Annotated in this window: 11 protein-coding genes, 2 tRNA genes and 3 rRNA genes; 9 read left to right on the top strand and 7 right to left on the bottom strand. The window is 53.5% G+C overall.

Annotated features, from left to right (window positions below; all coding sequences use genetic code 11):
• From accC to fis, 6 genes are all read left to right on the top strand, one after another.
• Positions 1 to 1350, top strand: coding sequence for an acetyl-CoA carboxylase biotin carboxylase subunit (gene accC, locus H7R76_RS02580; RefSeq protein WP_106927345.1), 1350 nt, complete (start codon positions 1 to 3; stop codon positions 1348 to 1350).
• A gap of 110 nt (positions 1351 to 1460) precedes the next feature.
• Positions 1461 to 1703 (top strand): YhdT family protein, encoded by a 243-nt coding sequence (locus H7R76_RS02575; protein WP_106927347.1) that lies wholly within the window; start codon positions 1461 to 1463, stop codon positions 1701 to 1703.
• Positions 1693 to 3144 carry a sodium/pantothenate symporter gene (panF, locus tag H7R76_RS02570; protein ID WP_106927349.1) on the top strand — a complete coding sequence of 484 codons (1452 nt, stop codon included), beginning with the start codon at positions 1693 to 1695 and terminating at the stop codon, positions 3142 to 3144. The genes H7R76_RS02575 and panF overlap by 11 nt, the downstream gene beginning before the upstream one ends.
• 11 nt (positions 3145 to 3155) lie before the next feature.
• The gene (prmA, locus tag H7R76_RS02565; protein WP_106927351.1) at positions 3156 to 4037 is read left to right on the top strand and encodes a 50S ribosomal protein L11 methyltransferase; all 882 of its coding nucleotides are present in this window, start codon (positions 3156 to 3158) and stop codon (positions 4035 to 4037) included.
• Between the two features lie 360 nt (positions 4038 to 4397).
• On the top strand, positions 4398 to 5363 hold the full coding sequence (gene dusB, locus H7R76_RS02560) for a tRNA dihydrouridine synthase DusB (protein WP_106927353.1): 966 nt from the start codon (positions 4398 to 4400) through the stop codon (positions 5361 to 5363).
• Between the two features lie 24 nt (positions 5364 to 5387).
• On the top strand, positions 5388 to 5684 hold the full coding sequence (gene fis / locus H7R76_RS02555) for a DNA-binding transcriptional regulator Fis (protein ID WP_000462905.1): 297 nt from the start codon (positions 5388 to 5390) through the stop codon (positions 5682 to 5684).
• A 70-nt stretch (positions 5685 to 5754) separates the two neighbouring features.
• Here fis and H7R76_RS02550 read toward each other — a convergent pair whose 3' ends face one another.
• Positions 5755 to 6588, bottom strand: coding sequence for an MBL fold metallo-hydrolase (locus tag H7R76_RS02550; protein WP_106931001.1), 834 nt, complete (start codon positions 6586 to 6588; stop codon positions 5755 to 5757).
• Positions 6589 to 6702: 114 nt separating this feature from the next.
• Positions 6703 to 7356 carry an acrEF/envCD operon transcriptional regulator gene (gene envR / locus H7R76_RS02545; protein WP_106931003.1) on the bottom strand — a complete coding sequence of 218 codons (654 nt, stop codon included), beginning with the start codon at positions 7354 to 7356 and terminating at the stop codon, positions 6703 to 6705.
• A gap of 351 nt (positions 7357 to 7707) precedes the next feature.
• Between envR and H7R76_RS02540 the strand changes: the two genes are divergently transcribed.
• The 3 genes from H7R76_RS02540 to H7R76_RS02530 all read left to right on the top strand — a co-directional run bounded on the left by H7R76_RS02540 (position 7708) and on the right by H7R76_RS02530 (position 12505).
• On the top strand, positions 7708 to 8847 hold the full coding sequence (locus H7R76_RS02540) for an efflux RND transporter periplasmic adaptor subunit (protein WP_182966896.1): 1140 nt from the start codon (positions 7708 to 7710) through the stop codon (positions 8845 to 8847).
• A 12-nt stretch (positions 8848 to 8859) separates the two neighbouring features.
• Positions 8860 to 11970, top strand: coding sequence for an efflux RND transporter permease subunit (locus H7R76_RS02535; RefSeq protein WP_182929922.1), 3111 nt, complete (start codon positions 8860 to 8862; stop codon positions 11968 to 11970).
• 313 nt (positions 11971 to 12283) lie between these two features.
• The gene (locus tag H7R76_RS02530) at positions 12284 to 12505 is read left to right on the top strand and encodes a lipoprotein (RefSeq protein WP_035891258.1); all 222 of its coding nucleotides are present in this window, start codon (positions 12284 to 12286) and stop codon (positions 12503 to 12505) included.
• 391 nt (positions 12506 to 12896) lie between these two features.
• Here H7R76_RS02530 and rrf (H7R76_RS02525) read toward each other — a convergent pair.
• From rrf (H7R76_RS02525) to H7R76_RS02505, 5 genes are all read right to left on the bottom strand, one after another.
• Positions 12897 to 13012 (bottom strand): 5S ribosomal RNA (gene rrf / locus H7R76_RS02525).
• Positions 13013 to 13051: 39 nt separating this feature from the next.
• A tRNA-Thr gene (locus tag H7R76_RS02520) sits at positions 13052 to 13127 on the bottom strand.
• Positions 13128 to 13141: 14 nt separating this feature from the next.
• Positions 13142 to 13257, bottom strand: a 5S ribosomal RNA gene (gene rrf, locus H7R76_RS02515).
• Positions 13258 to 13351: 94 nt separating this feature from the next.
• Positions 13352 to 16258: ribosomal RNA gene (locus H7R76_RS02510) — 23S ribosomal RNA — on the bottom strand.
• Between the two features lie 219 nt (positions 16259 to 16477).
• Positions 16478 to 16553: transfer RNA gene (locus tag H7R76_RS02505), tRNA-Glu, on the bottom strand.
• Positions 16554 to 16610 lie beyond the last annotated feature (57 nt).

The raw sequence follows: 16610 nt of genomic DNA, 5'->3' as shown, positions 1-16610 counted from the left end.
ATGCTGGATAAAATTGTCATCGCGAACCGCGGCGAGATCGCACTGCGTATTCTGCGTGCCTGTAAAGAACTGGGCATTAAGACCGTCGCTGTACACTCCACTGCGGACCGCGATTTAAAACACGTACTGCTGGCGGATGAGACGGTTTGTATCGGCCCGGCTCCGTCCGTAAAAAGCTATCTGAACATCCCGGCTATCATCAGCGCCGCTGAGATCACCGGGGCCGTTGCGATTCACCCAGGCTATGGCTTCCTCTCTGAGAACGCCAACTTTGCCGAGCAGGTTGAACGTTCTGGCTTTATCTTCATCGGCCCGAAAGCCGACACCATTCGCCTGATGGGCGACAAAGTGTCTGCAATCACCGCGATGAAGAAAGCCGGCGTACCAACCGTTCCGGGCTCTGACGGCCCGCTGGGCGACGACATGGACGCTAACCGCGCACATGCGAAACGCATCGGCTACCCGGTCATTATCAAAGCCTCCGGCGGCGGCGGCGGTCGCGGTATGCGCGTGGTGCGCAGCGATGCCGATCTGGCGCAGTCCATTGCCATGACCAAAGCGGAAGCGAAGTCTGCTTTCAACAACGACATGGTGTACATGGAGAAATACCTGGAAAATCCTCGCCACGTCGAGATCCAGGTGCTGGCTGATGGTCAGGGCAACGCTATCTATCTGGCTGAACGCGACTGCTCTATGCAGCGTCGTCACCAGAAAGTCGTCGAAGAAGCGCCAGCGCCGGGCATTACCCCGGAACTGCGTCGCTACATCGGCGAACGCTGCGCGAAAGCGTGCGTGGATATCGGCTACCGTGGTGCAGGTACTTTCGAGTTCCTGTTCGAAAACGGCGAGTTCTACTTCATTGAAATGAACACCCGTATCCAGGTAGAGCACCCGGTTACCGAGATGATCACCGGCGTTGACCTGATCAAAGAGCAGCTGCGTATCGCTGCCGGTCAGCCGCTGTCCATCAAGCAAGAAGAAGTTCAGGTTCGCGGCCACGCGGTGGAATGCCGTATCAACGCCGAAGACCCGGATACCTTCCTGCCAAGCCCGGGTAAAATTACCCGCTTCCACGCGCCGGGCGGTTTTGGCGTTCGTTGGGAATCTCATATCTACGCCGGCTACACCGTACCGCCGTATTATGACTCAATGATCGGCAAGCTCATCTGCTTCGGTGAGACCCGTGACGTGGCGATTGCTCGCATGAAGAATGCGCTGCAGGAGCTGATCATCGACGGTATCAAAACCAACGTTGATCTGCAGATGCGTATTATGAGCGACGAGAACTTCCAGCATGGTGGTACTAACATCCACTATCTGGAGAAAAAACTCGGATTGCAGGAAAAATAATCCTGTTCTCGCAGCAAAAGGCCGGATTTTCCGGCCTTTTTTGTTTTTCTCTCCCCTCATCTTTTCCTTGCGGTACAATCCCCGCTTTCTTCATCCACAAGGGACAAAAAATGGACAAGCGTTTTGTTCAGGCCCATAAAGAGGCGCGCTGGGCGCTGGGGCTAACCCTTCTTTATCTTGCAGCATGGTTAGCAAGCGCTTACATACCAAGCTCAATGCAGGGCTTCACCGGCCTGCCGCGCTGGTTTGAAATGGCCTGCCTGCTGATGCCGCTGGTGTTTATCCTTCTTTGCTGGCTGATGGTGCGCTTTATCTTCCGTGATATTCCTTTGGAGGATAACGATGCAAACTGAGATTATCGTTGTCCTGGTGCTGTACCTGTTCGTGGTGTTCGGCCTGTCGCTGTACGCCATGCGTAAACGCAGCACCGGCTCCTTCCTCAGCGAGTATTTTCTCGGTAGCCGTTCGATGGGCGGTTTTGTGCTGGCAATGACGCTGACCACCACCTATATCAGCGCCAGCTCGTTTATCGGCGGGCCAGGCGCCGCCTATAAATACGGGCTAGGCTGGGTACTACTGGCGCTGATTCAGGTGCCGACTATCTGGCTATCGCTGGGGGTATTGGGCAAGAAATTCGCCATTCTGGCGCGCCGTTATAATGCCATTACCCTTAACGACATGCTGCAGGCTCGCTACCAGAATCGTGCTGTCGTCTGGATCGCCAGTATCAGCCTGCTGATTGCGTTTGTGGGGGCGATTGCCGTCCAGTTTATCGGCGGCGCGCGGCTGCTGGAAACCGCAGCGGGGATTAAGTACGAAACCGGGCTACTGATCTTTGGTATCACCATCGCACTGTACACCGCCTTTGGCGGCTTCCGCGCCAGCGTGCTCAACGACACCATGCAAGGGATGGTGATGCTGATTGGCACCATCGTGCTGCTGGTTGGCGTGGTTCATGCCGCCGGTGGTCTGCATAACGCGGTCAATACGCTGGAACAGATCAACCCGCAGCTGGTCTCTCCACACGGTGCGGACGATATCCTGACGCCAACCTTTATGACCTCGTTCTGGGTACTGGTCTGCTTTGGCGTGATTGGCCTGCCGCATACTGCCGTTCGCTGCATCTCCTATAAAGACAGTAAGGCGGTGCACCGCGGGATTATTATCGGCACTATCGTCGTCGCAATTTTGATGCTGGGGATGCACCTGGCGGGCGCGCTCGGGCGTGCGGTGCTACCGCACCTCACCGTACCGGATCTGGTGATCCCGACGCTGATGGTACAGGTTCTACCGCCGTGGGCCGCCGGCCTGTTTCTTGCCGCACCGATGGCGGCGATTATGTCGAACGTAAACGCCCACCTCTTGCAGGCGTCGGCGACGATCGTTAAAGATCTGTGGCTCAGTTCGCAGCCGACTAAAATACATAACGAACACCGCCTGAAACGCATCTCAACCTGGACCACGTTGGTACTGGGCATTCTGATGATGCTGGCCGCCTGGCGACCGCCGGAGATGATCATCTGGCTGAACCTGCTGGCCTTTGGCGGGCTGGAAGCCGTATTCCTGTGGCCGCTGGTGCTTGGCCTCTACTGGGAGCGCGCGAACGCCGCCGGTGCATTAAGCGCGATGATCGTCGGCGGCGTACTTTACGCCGTGCTGGCGACGTTTAAGATTCAGTACCTGGGCTTCCATCCGATTGTGCCCTCGTTACTGCTAAGTTTGCTGGCGTTTGTGGTCGGGAACCGTTTTGGTCACCCAGCACCGCAGGCTGCCGTAATTTCTACTGATAAATAAAGAGTTTTGCCATGCCGTGGATCCAACTGAAACTGAACACAACCGGCGAGAATGCCGAAGATCTTAGCGATGCGCTGATGGAAGCCGGTTCGGTCTCCATCACCTTCCAGGATACGCATGACACGCCGGTCTTCGAGCCGCTGCCGGGTGAAACTCGCCTGTGGGGCGATACCGACGTTATCGGCCTGTTCGACGCAGAAACCGACATGAAAGAGGTCGTTGCCCTCCTGGAACAGCATCCGCTGCTGGGCACAGGCTTTGCGCATAAAATCGAACAGCTGGAAGACAAAGACTGGGAACGCGAGTGGATGGATAACTTCCACCCCATGCGTTTTGGCGAACGTCTGTGGATCTGCCCAAGCTGGCGCGACGTGCCGGACGAGAACGCGGTCAACGTCATGCTCGATCCGGGTCTGGCGTTTGGCACCGGCACCCATCCAACAACCTCTCTGTGCCTGCAGTGGCTGGACGGTCTGGATCTGGCGGGTAAAACCGTGATCGACTTCGGCTGCGGTTCAGGGATCCTTGCGATCGCCGCACTGAAGCTGGGTGCCGCGCGCGCAATCGGGATCGATATCGATCCGCAGGCTATTCAGGCGAGCCGCGATAACGCCCAGCGTAACGGCGTTTCTGAGCGTCTGGAGCTGTATCTGCCGCAGGACCAGCCAGAAGCCATGAAAGCCGACGTGGTGGTCGCTAACATCCTGGCCGGCCCGTTACGCGAGCTGGCGCCATTAATCAGCGTACTGCCGGTTACAGGCGGCCTGCTGGGCCTTTCCGGTATTCTCGCCAGCCAGGCGGAAAGCGTGTGCGAAGCGTACGCCGACCTTTTCGACCTCGATGCTGTAGTCGAAAAAGAAGAGTGGTGCCGGATTACCGGACGCAAAAAATAATCTTCTCTCAATGCGGCCTGCGGGCCGCATTTTCCCCTACCTGCTCTCTTTTCCCCGCCATAAATGCGAGACAGATCTCATTTAGCTCTTCAATATTGTTCATAATATCATCGTTTTATCGTTCAGACGTTGGCCATTACGTAAGAATGCGAGAGAAGTTTGATGATTTTATCAATGCGCACAAATCATCCACTTTTATTTAATTTTATGATTAATATAGAAATTTATCTTCGAATCGCTTTCAGGACTGAGATTCATTGATCTACAACATCTGATTGCTCAAAGTTTGGCCTTTCATCTCGTGCAAAAAATGCGTAATATACGCCGCCTTGCAGTCACAGTATGGTCATTTCTTAACTCATGCGCATCGGACAACACCAGCTCAGAAATCGCCTGATCGCAGCGCCCATGGCTGGCATTACTGACAGACCATTCCGGACGTTGTGCTACGAGATGGGGGCAGGCCTAACCGTATCAGAGATGATGTCCTCCAACCCACAGGTGTGGGAGAGCGACAAGTCCCGGCTACGGATGGTGCACGTGGATGAGCCAGGTATTCGCACGGTGCAAATCGCCGGTAGCGATCCTGAAGAAATGGCCGGAGCCGCCCGCATTAATGTGGAAAGCGGCGCCCAGATTATTGATATCAATATGGGCTGTCCGGCAAAAAAGGTGAATCGCAAGCTCGCAGGCTCAGCCCTACTGCAATACCCGGATCAGGTGAAGGCTATCCTGAACGCGGTTGTAAAGGCGGTGGACGTTCCTGTCACACTCAAGATTCGCACTGGCTGGGCTCCTGAACACCGTAACTGTGTAGAGATTGCCCAACTGGCTGAAGATTGTGGCATTCAGGCTCTGACTATTCACGGACGCACTCGCGCCTGCTTGTTTAACGGAGAAGCTGAATACGACAGCATTCGGACAGTTAAGCAGAACGTTTCCATTCCGATTATCGCGAATGGTGACATTACTGACCCGCTTAAAGCCAGAGCTGTACTCGACTATACGGGGGCTGATGCCCTGATGATAGGCCGTGCGGCTCAGGGAAGACCCTGGATCTTTCGGGAAATCCAGCATTATCTGGACACTGGGGAGCTGCTGCCCCCGCTGCCTTTGGCAGAGGTTAAGCGCTTGCTTTGTGCGCACGTTCGGGAACTGCACGACTTTTATGGTCAAGCAAAAGGCTACCGAATCGCGCGGAAACACGTCTCCTGGTATCTCCAGGAGCACGCTCCAAATGACCAGTTTCGGCGCACATTCAACGCCATTGAGGATGCCAGCGAACAGCTGGAGGCGTTGGAGGCATACTTCGAAAATTTTGCGTAATAGAAATAAAGAGCTGACAGAACTATGTTCGAACAACGCGTAAATTCTGACGTACTGACCGTTTCTACCGTTAACTCTCAGGATCAGGTAACCCAAAAACCCCTGCGTGACTCGGTTAAACAGGCACTGAAGAACTATTTTGCTCAACTGAACGGTCAGGACGTTAATGACCTGTATGAGCTGGTACTGGCTGAAGTAGAACAGCCCCTGTTGGACATGGTGATGCAATACACCCGTGGTAACCAGACCCGCGCAGCCCTGATGATGGGCATCAACCGCGGTACTCTGCGTAAGAAACTGAAAAAATACGGCATGAACTGATACTAATCAGTTATGTTGTTGATAGAAAAGGCGCTACTCGGCATGGGGATGCGCCTTTTTTATTGCCTGCTTATGCTTCGCAATACACCATACGATAGCCCTGACCTTCAGGGATGACCCGCGCGAAGCCAGACCCGCCAAAGTGCATTCCCGCCACCAGCAGCTTTTCCTGCACCGCCTGAGCCAGAATCCGTTTACGTGATGCCTTCGCCTGCTCAGGATCGATATCAAACGCAATAGACACATCCGGCTGCGCGGTCTGAATATAGGGGAAATGTACGATGTCCCCCCAGATAATCAGGCTTTCCTGCGGCGAGTCAATCCGATAGCCCGTATGCCCCGGCGTATGGCCCGGTAGTGCAACAGGCCGAATGCCTTCTACGATCGGCTTGTCGTCCAGCAGATGGACCCTTTCGCCGTATACCGCCAGCGTCCGCCTTGCCCGGGTGAAATTGCGCTGCGCCCGCTCGTTCGCCTGCGCCAGACGTTCATCATCTTGCCAGAAAGCGACTTCATTCGGATGGAGGTACAGCTGTGCATTGGGATACACCGCATCGCCCGCCTCGTTCAGCAGACCGCCGATATGGTCCGGATGCGCATGCGTCAACAGCAACGTGTCTACCGCCTGCGGCACAACCCCAAAGTCCTGTAAATGCCCAGCGAGCTGGCCACCGACGTTGTTTGCTCCTCCCGTACCAGAATCAACCAGAATCGTTCGCCCGCGCCCGCGAATCAGATAGCCATAAATGTGCAGGTTGCCGGGATCCGTTACGCCAGCGCTGCGCTGAATCTCGCCGGCATCCGTTGTCGTAATGCCTGAGAGCAAATCCAGACTGGCGGACATGTTTCCGTCGCTCAATGCAATGACTTCAAAATCGCCAATCTGGCGAGACACACATTTCATAAGCACCTCATGATAAGCACGGTAAGTTATCGATAAGATGACAGATTGCGCATGGCCGCAACAGGGAAAGCGTAACGAGATGAAATCTTTTCAGCCCCGTTCGCGAGGCCAAAATCAACCCTTCGCCGCCCGTACCGGCGAGGCAGCCCAAAGATGTGAGTCGCAGAGAACAGACATAATATTATCCACCAGCAGCGGAGCCTGCTGATAGAGATCAAATTGCCGTGGTTCCATAAGCCAGTTTTTAATGATGCCGATAAATGCGCTATGCAAGACAATCAATATAATCTCAATATTTGTATCTACAGGTAATAATCGGTTACGTACGCATGTCTGTAAAATACCCCGCACGGTATTATAGTCAAACCCGATTTTCTGCCTGATATCCTGCTCCGACATCATATCGCTGGTAAATTCACACTTGTGATACAAAATTTGCATCAGCGCTTTCTGCCTCGGCGTTTCGGCTATATATTGCAGCCCCGCCACGAATTTATTCCTCAGCGCCAGCAACGGATTTTCATGCTCTATTGGTATCAATTTATGATGAATAAGATCGCGCAGCGGGAGCTGCGCTTGCCACATGGCATTAAACAGCTCACTCTTACTGACGAAATGCCAATATACGGCACCGCGCGTCACGCCGGCAGCCGCGGCGATATCGGTCAGCGTCGTGTTACTGACTCCGCGTAACGCGAACTGCTCAATTGCCACGTCCAGCAGCAGCTGGCGCGTTTTGAGCGCCTCTTCCCGTGTTTTTCTGGCCATATCATCGGTCGCCTGCCGCTGAATAAGCGGTGAATGGAATACTCCAGCTAATTTACCACCGCGTGACAGATAAATTTTACCAAAAAGTTTGATGGTTATTGAAAATTAATAAATCAAAAATACATATATTTCACGCAATCATATTCACCACGCAAATAATAACCACCTCTATTTTATCTGGAGAATTCTCCATTCCTGCTATTTTTGTGTTTCCGTGCCCTGGCATTCTGTTAAAAATAACTATCGCTTACATCCACCGATATTTATTTGTAGGATATCGAACTGTTTCTATTCTCCCTTTCTTTCTCGGATTCATGGTCAAAAATGGCTATCAATCTATAAGGAACCGCAATGACGAGCCACGCCAGGATTACACTCTTATCCAGCTTAATTATCTCTGCGACATTACTGAGCGGCTGCGATAATTCTGGAGATCAGCAGGCGCATGCGCCCACACCTCAGGTCATCGTTCACATCGTGAACAACGCACCGCTCTCTATCACCACGGAACTGCCGGGCCGTACTTCCGCGTTTCGCGTCGCGGAGGTGCGACCGCAGGTCAGCGGCATTATTCTGAAGCGCAACTTTGTAGAAGGGAGCGATATTGAAGCCGGGCAATCGCTTTATCAGATAGACCCTGCAACCTACCAGGCTGCGTATGACAGCGCCAAAGGCGATGCATCTAAAGCGGAAGCCGCCGCCGCCATCGCACATCTGACGGTCAAACGCTACGTCCCGCTGCTGGGAACGAAATATATCAGCCAGCAGGATTACGATCAGGCCGTGGCTACCGCGCGCCAGGCTGACGCCGATGTTATGGCCGCGAAAGCCGCCGTTGAGAGTGCGCGTATTAATCTGGCCTACACCAAAGTGACCTCTCCCATTACCGGCCGTATCGGTAAATCCAGCGTAACGGAAGGCGCGCTGGTTACCAACGGCCAGGCGGAAGCCATGGCCACGGTGCAGCAGCTCGATCCCATCTACGTCGATGTGACTCAGTCCAGCAGTGATTTTATGCGTCTGAAACAAGAAAGCCTGCAACAGGGCGAAGGTGCCAAAAGCGTTCAATTGCTAATGGAAAACGGTCAACCCTACGCGCTGAAAGGTTCTCTGCAGTTTTCTGACGTCACCGTTGATGAGAGCACCGGCTCCATTACGCTACGCGCACTATTCCCTAACCCTCAGCATACGCTGCTGCCGGGCATGTTTGTACGCGCGCGCATCGATGAGGGAGTCAACCCGAGCGCAATACTGGTACCACAGCAGGGCGTCACCCGTACGCCGCGCAGCGATGCCACCGTACTGCTGGTGAACGACAAAAATCAGGTAGAAATCCGCAACGTGGTGGCGGCGCAAGCCGTAGGCGACCAGTGGCTGGTCACCAGCGGCCTGAAGGCCGGTGAGAAGGTTATCGTCAGCGGGCTGCAGAAAGTACATCCGGGCGTCACCGTCAAAGCAGAAGAGGACACCGCGGCTCCGGCTGCGCAATAAGGTAGCTATCCTATGTCTAAGTTTTTTATCCATCGCCCGGTATTCGCCTGGGTTCTGGCGATCATTATGATGATTGCGGGTGGGCTAGCTATTTTACAGCTGCCTATCGCCCAGTATCCGACCATTGCGCCGCCTGCCGTGGCGATTTCTGCCAACTACCCCGGAGCAGACGCGCAGACCGTGCAGGATACCGTGACGCAGGTTATCGAACAGAATATGAACGGTATCGATAACCTGATGTATATGTCCTCAACCAGCGACTCCGCGGGATCGGTGACCATTACCTTGACCTTTAATTCAGGGACCGATCCGGACATCGCACAGGTGCAGGTGCAGAACAAGCTGCAGCTGGCTACCCCTCTCTTGCCGCAGGAAGTACAGCAGCAGGGAATCAGCGTTGAGAAATCAAGCAGCAGCTTCCTGCTGGTTGCCGGGTTTATCTCCGATAACCCGAAGACCATTCAGGACGATATTTCTGACTATATAGCTTCCAATGTAAAAGACCCCATCAGCCGACTGAACGGCGTGGGCGACGTGCAGCTGTTCGGTGCTCAGTACGCAATGCGTATCTGGCTCGACAACAATCAGCTCAACAAGTACAACCTGACGCCGGTTGACGTGATCAATCAGTTGAAGGTGCAGAATAACCAGATTGCCGCGGGCCAGTTAGGCGGTACGCCTGCCGTGAAGGGGCAGCAGCTCAACGCCTCAATCATTGCCCAAACGCGGCTGAAAGATCCGGCGGAGTTTGGCAATATTACCCTCCGCGTCAACGCCGACGGTTCTGTCGTTCACTTGAGCGATGTTGCAAAAATTGAGCTGGGCGGCGAGAACTACAACGTGGTTGCCCGCATCAACGGAAAGCCAGCTTCGGGGCTCGGTATTAAGCTTGCCACCGGCGCGAACGCGCTGGATACCGCCAATGCCATTAAGGCGAAGCTGGCGGAGCTGCAGCCGTTCTTTCCGCAGGGAATGAAGGTCGTCTATCCCTATGACACCACGCCTTTCGTCACTATTTCGATTCATGAAGTGATCAAGACGCTGTTTGAGGCCATCATTCTCGTCTTTCTCGTGATGTATCTGTTCCTGCAAAATATGCGCGCCACGCTGATTCCGACCATTGCCGTGCCGGTGGTGCTGCTGGGCACCTTCGCCGTGCTGGCGATGTTCGGCTATTCGATAAATACCCTGACGATGTTCGGTATGGTGCTTGCAATAGGCCTGTTGGTCGACGATGCCATTGTGGTGGTCGAAAACGTCGAGCGCGTGATGGTGGAAGAGCGGCTCTCTCCGGTCGAAGCGACGGAAAAATCGATGTCGCAGATCCAGGGGGCGCTGGTTGGTATTGCCATGGTGCTGTCGGCGGTCTTTGTACCGATGGCCTTCTTCGGTGGCTCTACTGGTGCCATTTATCGACAGTTCTCCATTACCATCGTGTCGGCAATGGCGCTGTCGGTGCTGGTTGCGTTGATTCTGACACCTGCGCTGTGCGCGACGTTACTGAAGCCCAGCGCGGCCGGGCATCACGAAAAGAAAGGGTTCTTCGCGTGGTTCAACAATAAATTTGATCGTAGCGTAAACCATTACACCCACAGCGTAAGCGGCATTCTGCGCAATACCGGGCGCTATCTGGTTATCTACGTTCTGATCGTGGTCGGGATGGCGCTGCTGTTTGTCCGTCTGCCCACCTCGTTCTTACCGGATGAAGATCAGGGCGTATTCCTGACGATGGTCCAACTGCCCGCCGGTGCGACGCAAGAACGTACGCAGAAGGTGCTGGATACGGTCACTCAGTATTACCTGAACAACGAGAAGGCCAACGTTGAAAGCGTCTTTACCGTCAACGGTTTTAGCTTCAGCGGCCAGGGTCAGAACGCAGGCATGGCCTTCGTTAGCCTCAAGCCCTGGGAGACGCGCAGCGGTGATGAAAACGGCGTAGGGGCTATTATCAAGCGGGCGACGATGGCCTTTAGCCAGATAAAAGACGCCATGGTGTTCCCTTTCAACATGCCGGCGATTATCGAGCTGGGCACGGCAACCGGGTTTGACTTCGAGCTCATCGATCAGGGCAACCTTGGCCACACGGCGCTCACTCAGGCACGCAATCAGCTGCTGGGTATGGTGCAGCAGCATCCGGACCAGTTAGTGCGCGTACGCCCTAATGGTCTGGAAGATACCGCACAGTTCAAACTTGAAGTCGATCAGGAAAAAGCGCAGGCGTTGGGCGTTTCGTTGTCGGATATTAACCAGACTATCTCGGCGGCGCTAGGTGGCGCCTACGTTAACGACTTTATCGATCGCGGTCGTGTGAAGAAGGTGTATGTTCAGGCAGATGCCAAATTCCGCATGCTGCCGGGCGATGTCAACAATATGTATGTGCGCAGCAGCAATGGCGAAATGGTGCCATTCTCCGCTTTCGTCAGCTCACGTTGGGTTTACGGCTCTCCACGCCTGGAACGCTACAACGGCCTGCCTTCCATGGAAATTATGGGGGAAGCGGCACCGGGTAAAAGTACCGGCGAGGCGATGGCGCTGATGGAACAACTGGCCAGCAGGCTGCCGTCTGGCATCGGTTTCGATTGGACAGGAATGTCGTACCAGGAACGCTTATCCGGAAACCAGGCACCAGCGCTTTATGCTATTTCACTGATTGTGGTCTTTTTGTGCCTGGCCGCGCTCTATGAGAGCTGGTCAATCCCGTTTTCGGTCATGCTGGTTGTTCCGCTGGGCGTTGTGGGAGCGCTGCTGGCAGCCTCATTGCGCGGTCTGAATAACGACGTTTACTTCCAGGTGGGTCTGCTGACGACGATAGGCCTATCGGCGAAGAACGCCATTTTGATCGTCGAGTTCGCCAAGGATCTCATGGAGAAAGAGGGCAAAGGGGTTATTGAAGCTACGCTTGAAGCGTCACGCATGCGCCTGCGCCCCATTCTGATGACCTCGCTCGCCTTTATTCTCGGCGTTATGCCGTTGGTCATCAGTCGAGGTGCAGGGAGCGGCGCGCAGAATGCGGTCGGCACCGGTGTTATGGGTGGGATGTTGACGGCTACCTTGCTTGCCATCTTCTTCGTACCAGTGTTCTTCGTCGTTGTCAGACGACGCTTCAGTCGACACCGTGAGTAATCGACAAAATGCTTCATGACAGGGCGCCTTCGGGCGCCTTTTTTATATCCAAAGTTTCGCAATCGCAGTAAACTCAATACATTAGCAATCACATCCACCGACAGTGCTAACCAATACACCATTCCGTTATTTTCTTCTGCATTATTTCTGCATAATCCGGCTGCTAATCTCTCGTCTTCTCCATGATATTTACGTAACACATAAATTGAGATTATTTCCCCTATCAGAAAGCCCGTGTACAGGTGATAAAATAAGCCATTCCGTAATACGTTCCTGACGGGCGTAATGAAACGGATTATTCAGAGGCTATATCATGAAAAAATTTATTCTGGTGACGCTGCTGGCAACGCTGCTGGCAGGCTGTGCGCACGACTCCCCTTGCGTACCGGTCTATGACGACCAGGGACGACTGGTTCACACCAATACCTGCATGAAAGGCACCACGCAAGATAACTGGGAAACAGCTGGCGCGATCGCCGGCGGCGCAGCGGCGCTGGCAGGGTTGACGTTGGGCATTGTAGCGCTGACGAAATAACCGAATGGTGGGAGGATGCAGTTCCTCCAGACCTCCTCTCGCGCTGGCTATTATTGTGAAGATAATACCAGCGCGTTTTTTATGCGTAATAGATCTGTATTGTTTATTCTGTTCAGAATAAATAACGTCATAAAGAATAAAGAGATAACACATCTCTTTATTTCCCATCTAGCGTTAACATTCTATTAAATATTTAACGGGTAATACCCTGCAGGTTAATCTGTAAGCCGGATAACGCACGACGGTCAGCACGTCGAGGAGGTCAGCATTACGTAAATGATAATTCAGTCAGACACTTGAGCTAGGTAGACAACCGGAAACAGTGGCTTTTTTATTTTTTGCGCCAACGCAAAAAGGCCATCCTTTCGGATGGCCTTCTGCTTTATTTGATGCCTGGCAGTTCCCTACTCTCGCATGGGGAGACCCCACACTACCATCGGCGCTACGGCGTTTCACTTCTGAGTTCGGCATGGGGTCAGGTGGGACCACCGCGCTACGGCCGCCAGGCAAATTCTTTACTAAGCGCCGAACTTTAACCTAAAAAAGTGGTGCTGATACCCAGAGTCGAACTGGGGACCTCACCCTTACCAAGGGTGCGCTCTACCAACTGAGCCATATCAGCACGCTAAATTTGATGCCTGGCAGTTCCCTACTCTCGCATGGGGAGACCCCACACTACCATCGGCGCTACGGCGTTTCACTTCTGAGTTCGGCATGGGGTCAGGTGGGACCACCGCGCTACGGCCGCCAGGCAAATTCTGTTATCAGACCGCTTCTGCGTTCTGATGTAATCTGTAATCAATGCTGAAAATCGTCTCAATTTCGCCAAAACATCTTCGGCGTTGTAAGGTTAAGCCTCACGGTTCATTAGTATCGGTTAGCTCAATGTATCGCTACACTTACACACCCGACCTATCAACGTCGTCGTCTTCAACGTTCCTTCAGGACTCTCAAGGAGTCAGGGAGAACTCATCTCGGGGCAAGTTTCGTGCTTAGATGCTTTCAGCACTTATCTCTTCCGCATTTAGCTACCGGGCAATGCCATTGGCATGACAACCCGAACACCAGTGATGCGTCCACTCCGGTCCTCTCGTACTAGGAGCAGCCCCCCTCAATTCTCCAGCGCCCACGGCAGATAGGGACCGAACTGTCTCACGACGTTCTAAACCCAGCTCGCGTACCACTTTAAATGGCGAACAGCCATACCCTTGGGACCTACTTCAGCCCCAGGATGTGATGAGCCGACATCGAGGTGCCAAACACCGCCGTCGATATGAACTCTTGGGCGGTATCAGCCTGTTATCCCCGGAGTACCTTTTATCCGTTGAGCGATGGCCCTTCCATTCAGAACCACCGGATCACTAAGACCTGCTTTCGCACCTGCTCGAGCCGTCACTCTCGCAGTCAAGCTAGCTTATGCCTTTGCACTAACCTCCTGATGTCCGACCAGGATTAGCTAACCTTCGTGCTCCTCCGTTACTCTTTAGGAGGAGACCGCCCCAGTCAAACTACCCACCAGACACTGTCCGCAACCCGGATTACGGGTCTACGTTAGAACACCAGCCATTAAAGGGTGGTATTTCAAGGTTGGCTCCACACGAACTGGCGTCCGCGCTTCAAAGCCTCCCACCTATCCTACACATCAAGGACCAGTGTTCAGTGTCAAGCTATAGTAAAGGTTCACGGGGTCTTTCCGTCTTGCCGCGGGTACACTGCATCTTCACAGCGAGTTCAATTTCACTGAGTCTCGGGTGGAGACAGCCTGGCCATCATTACGCCATTCGTGCAGGTCGGAACTTACCCGACAAGGAATTTCGCTACCTTAGGACCGTTATAGTTACGGCCGCCGTTTACCGGGGCTTCGATCAAGAGCTTCGCGTTGCCGCTAACCCCATCAATTAACCTTCCGGCACCGGGCAGGCGTCACACCGTATACGTCCACTTTCGTGTTTGCACAGTGCTGTGTTTTTAATAAACAGTTGCAGCCAGCTGGTATCTTCGACTGATTTCAGCTCCATGGGTAAACCACTTCACCTACATATCAGCGTGCCTTCTCCCGAAGTTACGGCACCATTTTGCCTAGTTCCTTCACCCGAGTTCTCTCAAGCGCCTTGGTATTCTCTACCTGACCACCTGTGTCGGTTTGGGGTACGATTTGATGTTACCTGATGCTTAGAGGCTTTTCCTGGAAGCAGGGCATTTGTTACTTCAGCACCGTAGTGCCTCGTCATCACACCTCAGCGTTAAAAAGAGTCCGGATTTACCTAAACTCTCCGCCTACATGCTTAAACCGGGACAACCGTCGCCCGGCTAACATAGCCTTCTCCGTCCCCCCTTCGCAGTAACACCAAGTACAGGAATATTAACCTGTTTCCCATCGACTACGCCTTTCGGCCTCGCCTTAGGGGTCGACTCACCCTGCCCCGATTAACGTTGGACAGGAACCCTTGGTCTTCCGGCGTGCGGGTTTTTCACCCGCATTATCGTTACTTATGTCAGCATTCGCACTTCTGATACCTCCAGCACCCCTCACAGGACACCTTCAACGGCTTACAGAACGCTCCCCTACCCAACAACACAGAGTGTCGCTGCCGCAGCTTCGGTGCACAGTTTAGCCCCGTTACATCTTCCGCGCAGGCCGACTCGACCAGTGAGCTATTACGCTTTCTTTAAATGATGGCTGCTTCTAAGCCAACATCCTGGCTGTCTGAGCCTTCCCACATCGTTTCCCACTTAACTGTGACTTTGGGACCTTAGCTGGCGGTCTGGGTTGTTTCCCTCTTCACGACGGACGTTAGCACCCGCCGTGTGTCTCCCGTGATAACATTCTTCGGTATTCGCAGTTTGCATCGGGTTGGTAAGTCGGGATGACCCCCTAGCCGAAACAGTGCTCTACCCCCGAAGATGAATTCACGAGGCGCTACCTAAATAGCTTTCGGGGAGAACCAGCTATCTCCCGGTTTGATTGGCCTTTCACCCCCAGCCACAAGTCATCCGCTAATTTTTCAACATTAGTCGGTTCGGTCCTCCAGTTAGTGTTACCCAACCTTCAACCTGCCCATGGCTAGATCACCGGGTTTCGGGTCTATACCCTGCAACTTAACGCCCAGTTAAGACTCGGTTTCCCTTCGGCTCCCCTATTCGGTTAACCTTGCTACAGAATATAAGTCGCTGACCCATTATACAAAAGGTACGCAGTCACCCCATAAAGAGGCTCCCACTGCTTGTACGTACACGGTTTCAGGTTCTTTTTCACTCCCCTCGCCGGGGTTCTTTTCGCCTTTCCCTCACGGTACTGGTTCACTATCGGTCAGTCAGGAGTATTTAGCCTTGGAGGATGGTCCCCCCATATTCAGACAGGATACCACGTGTCCCGCCCTACTCTTCGAGTTCACAACCTGTGCATTTTGGTGTACGGGACTATCACCCTGTACCGTCGGACTTTCCAGACCGTTCCACTAACACACAAGCTGATTCAGACTCTGGGCTGTTCCCCGTTCGCTCGCCGCTACTGGGGGAATCTCGGTTGATTTCTTTTCCTCGGGGTACTTAGATGTTTCAGTTCCCCCGGTTCGCTTCATTACGCTATGTATTCACGTAATGATAGTGTGACGAATCACACTGGGTTTCCCCATTCGGAAATCGCCGGTTATAACGGTTCATATCACCTTACCGACGCTTATCGCAGATTAGCACGTCCTTCATCGCCTCTGACTGCCAGGGCATCCACCGTGTACGCTTAGTCGCTTAACCTCACAACCCGAAGATGTTTCGTAAAACACCACCGTGTTGCGAAAATTTGAGAGACTCGAACACACCGCTTATCTGTTCTTATTACGGAGAACAGACACAGTGTGTCGTTTCAATTTTCAGCTTGATCCAGATTTTTAAAGAGCAAATATCTCAAACGTCACCCGAAGGTAAGTTTTGAGATATTGGGGTCGGCGACTTTCACTCACACTAACCAGCAAGTGGCGTCCCCTAGGGGATTCGAACCCCTGTTACCGCCGTGAAAGGGCGGTGTCCTGGGCCTCTAGACGAAGGGGACACTGAAGTCTCAATCGCAAGACGCCTTGCTATTTACTTTTCATCAGACAATCTGTGT

The sequence above is a fragment of the Klebsiella sp. WP8-S18-ESBL-06 genome, assembly GCF_014169755.1.
In the GTDB taxonomy this organism is placed as follows: domain Bacteria; phylum Pseudomonadota; class Gammaproteobacteria; order Enterobacterales; family Enterobacteriaceae; genus Kluyvera; species Kluyvera ascorbata_B.
The sequence above is the reverse complement of the archived record's forward strand: the minus strand, read 5'-3'. Positions and strand labels throughout refer to the sequence as shown.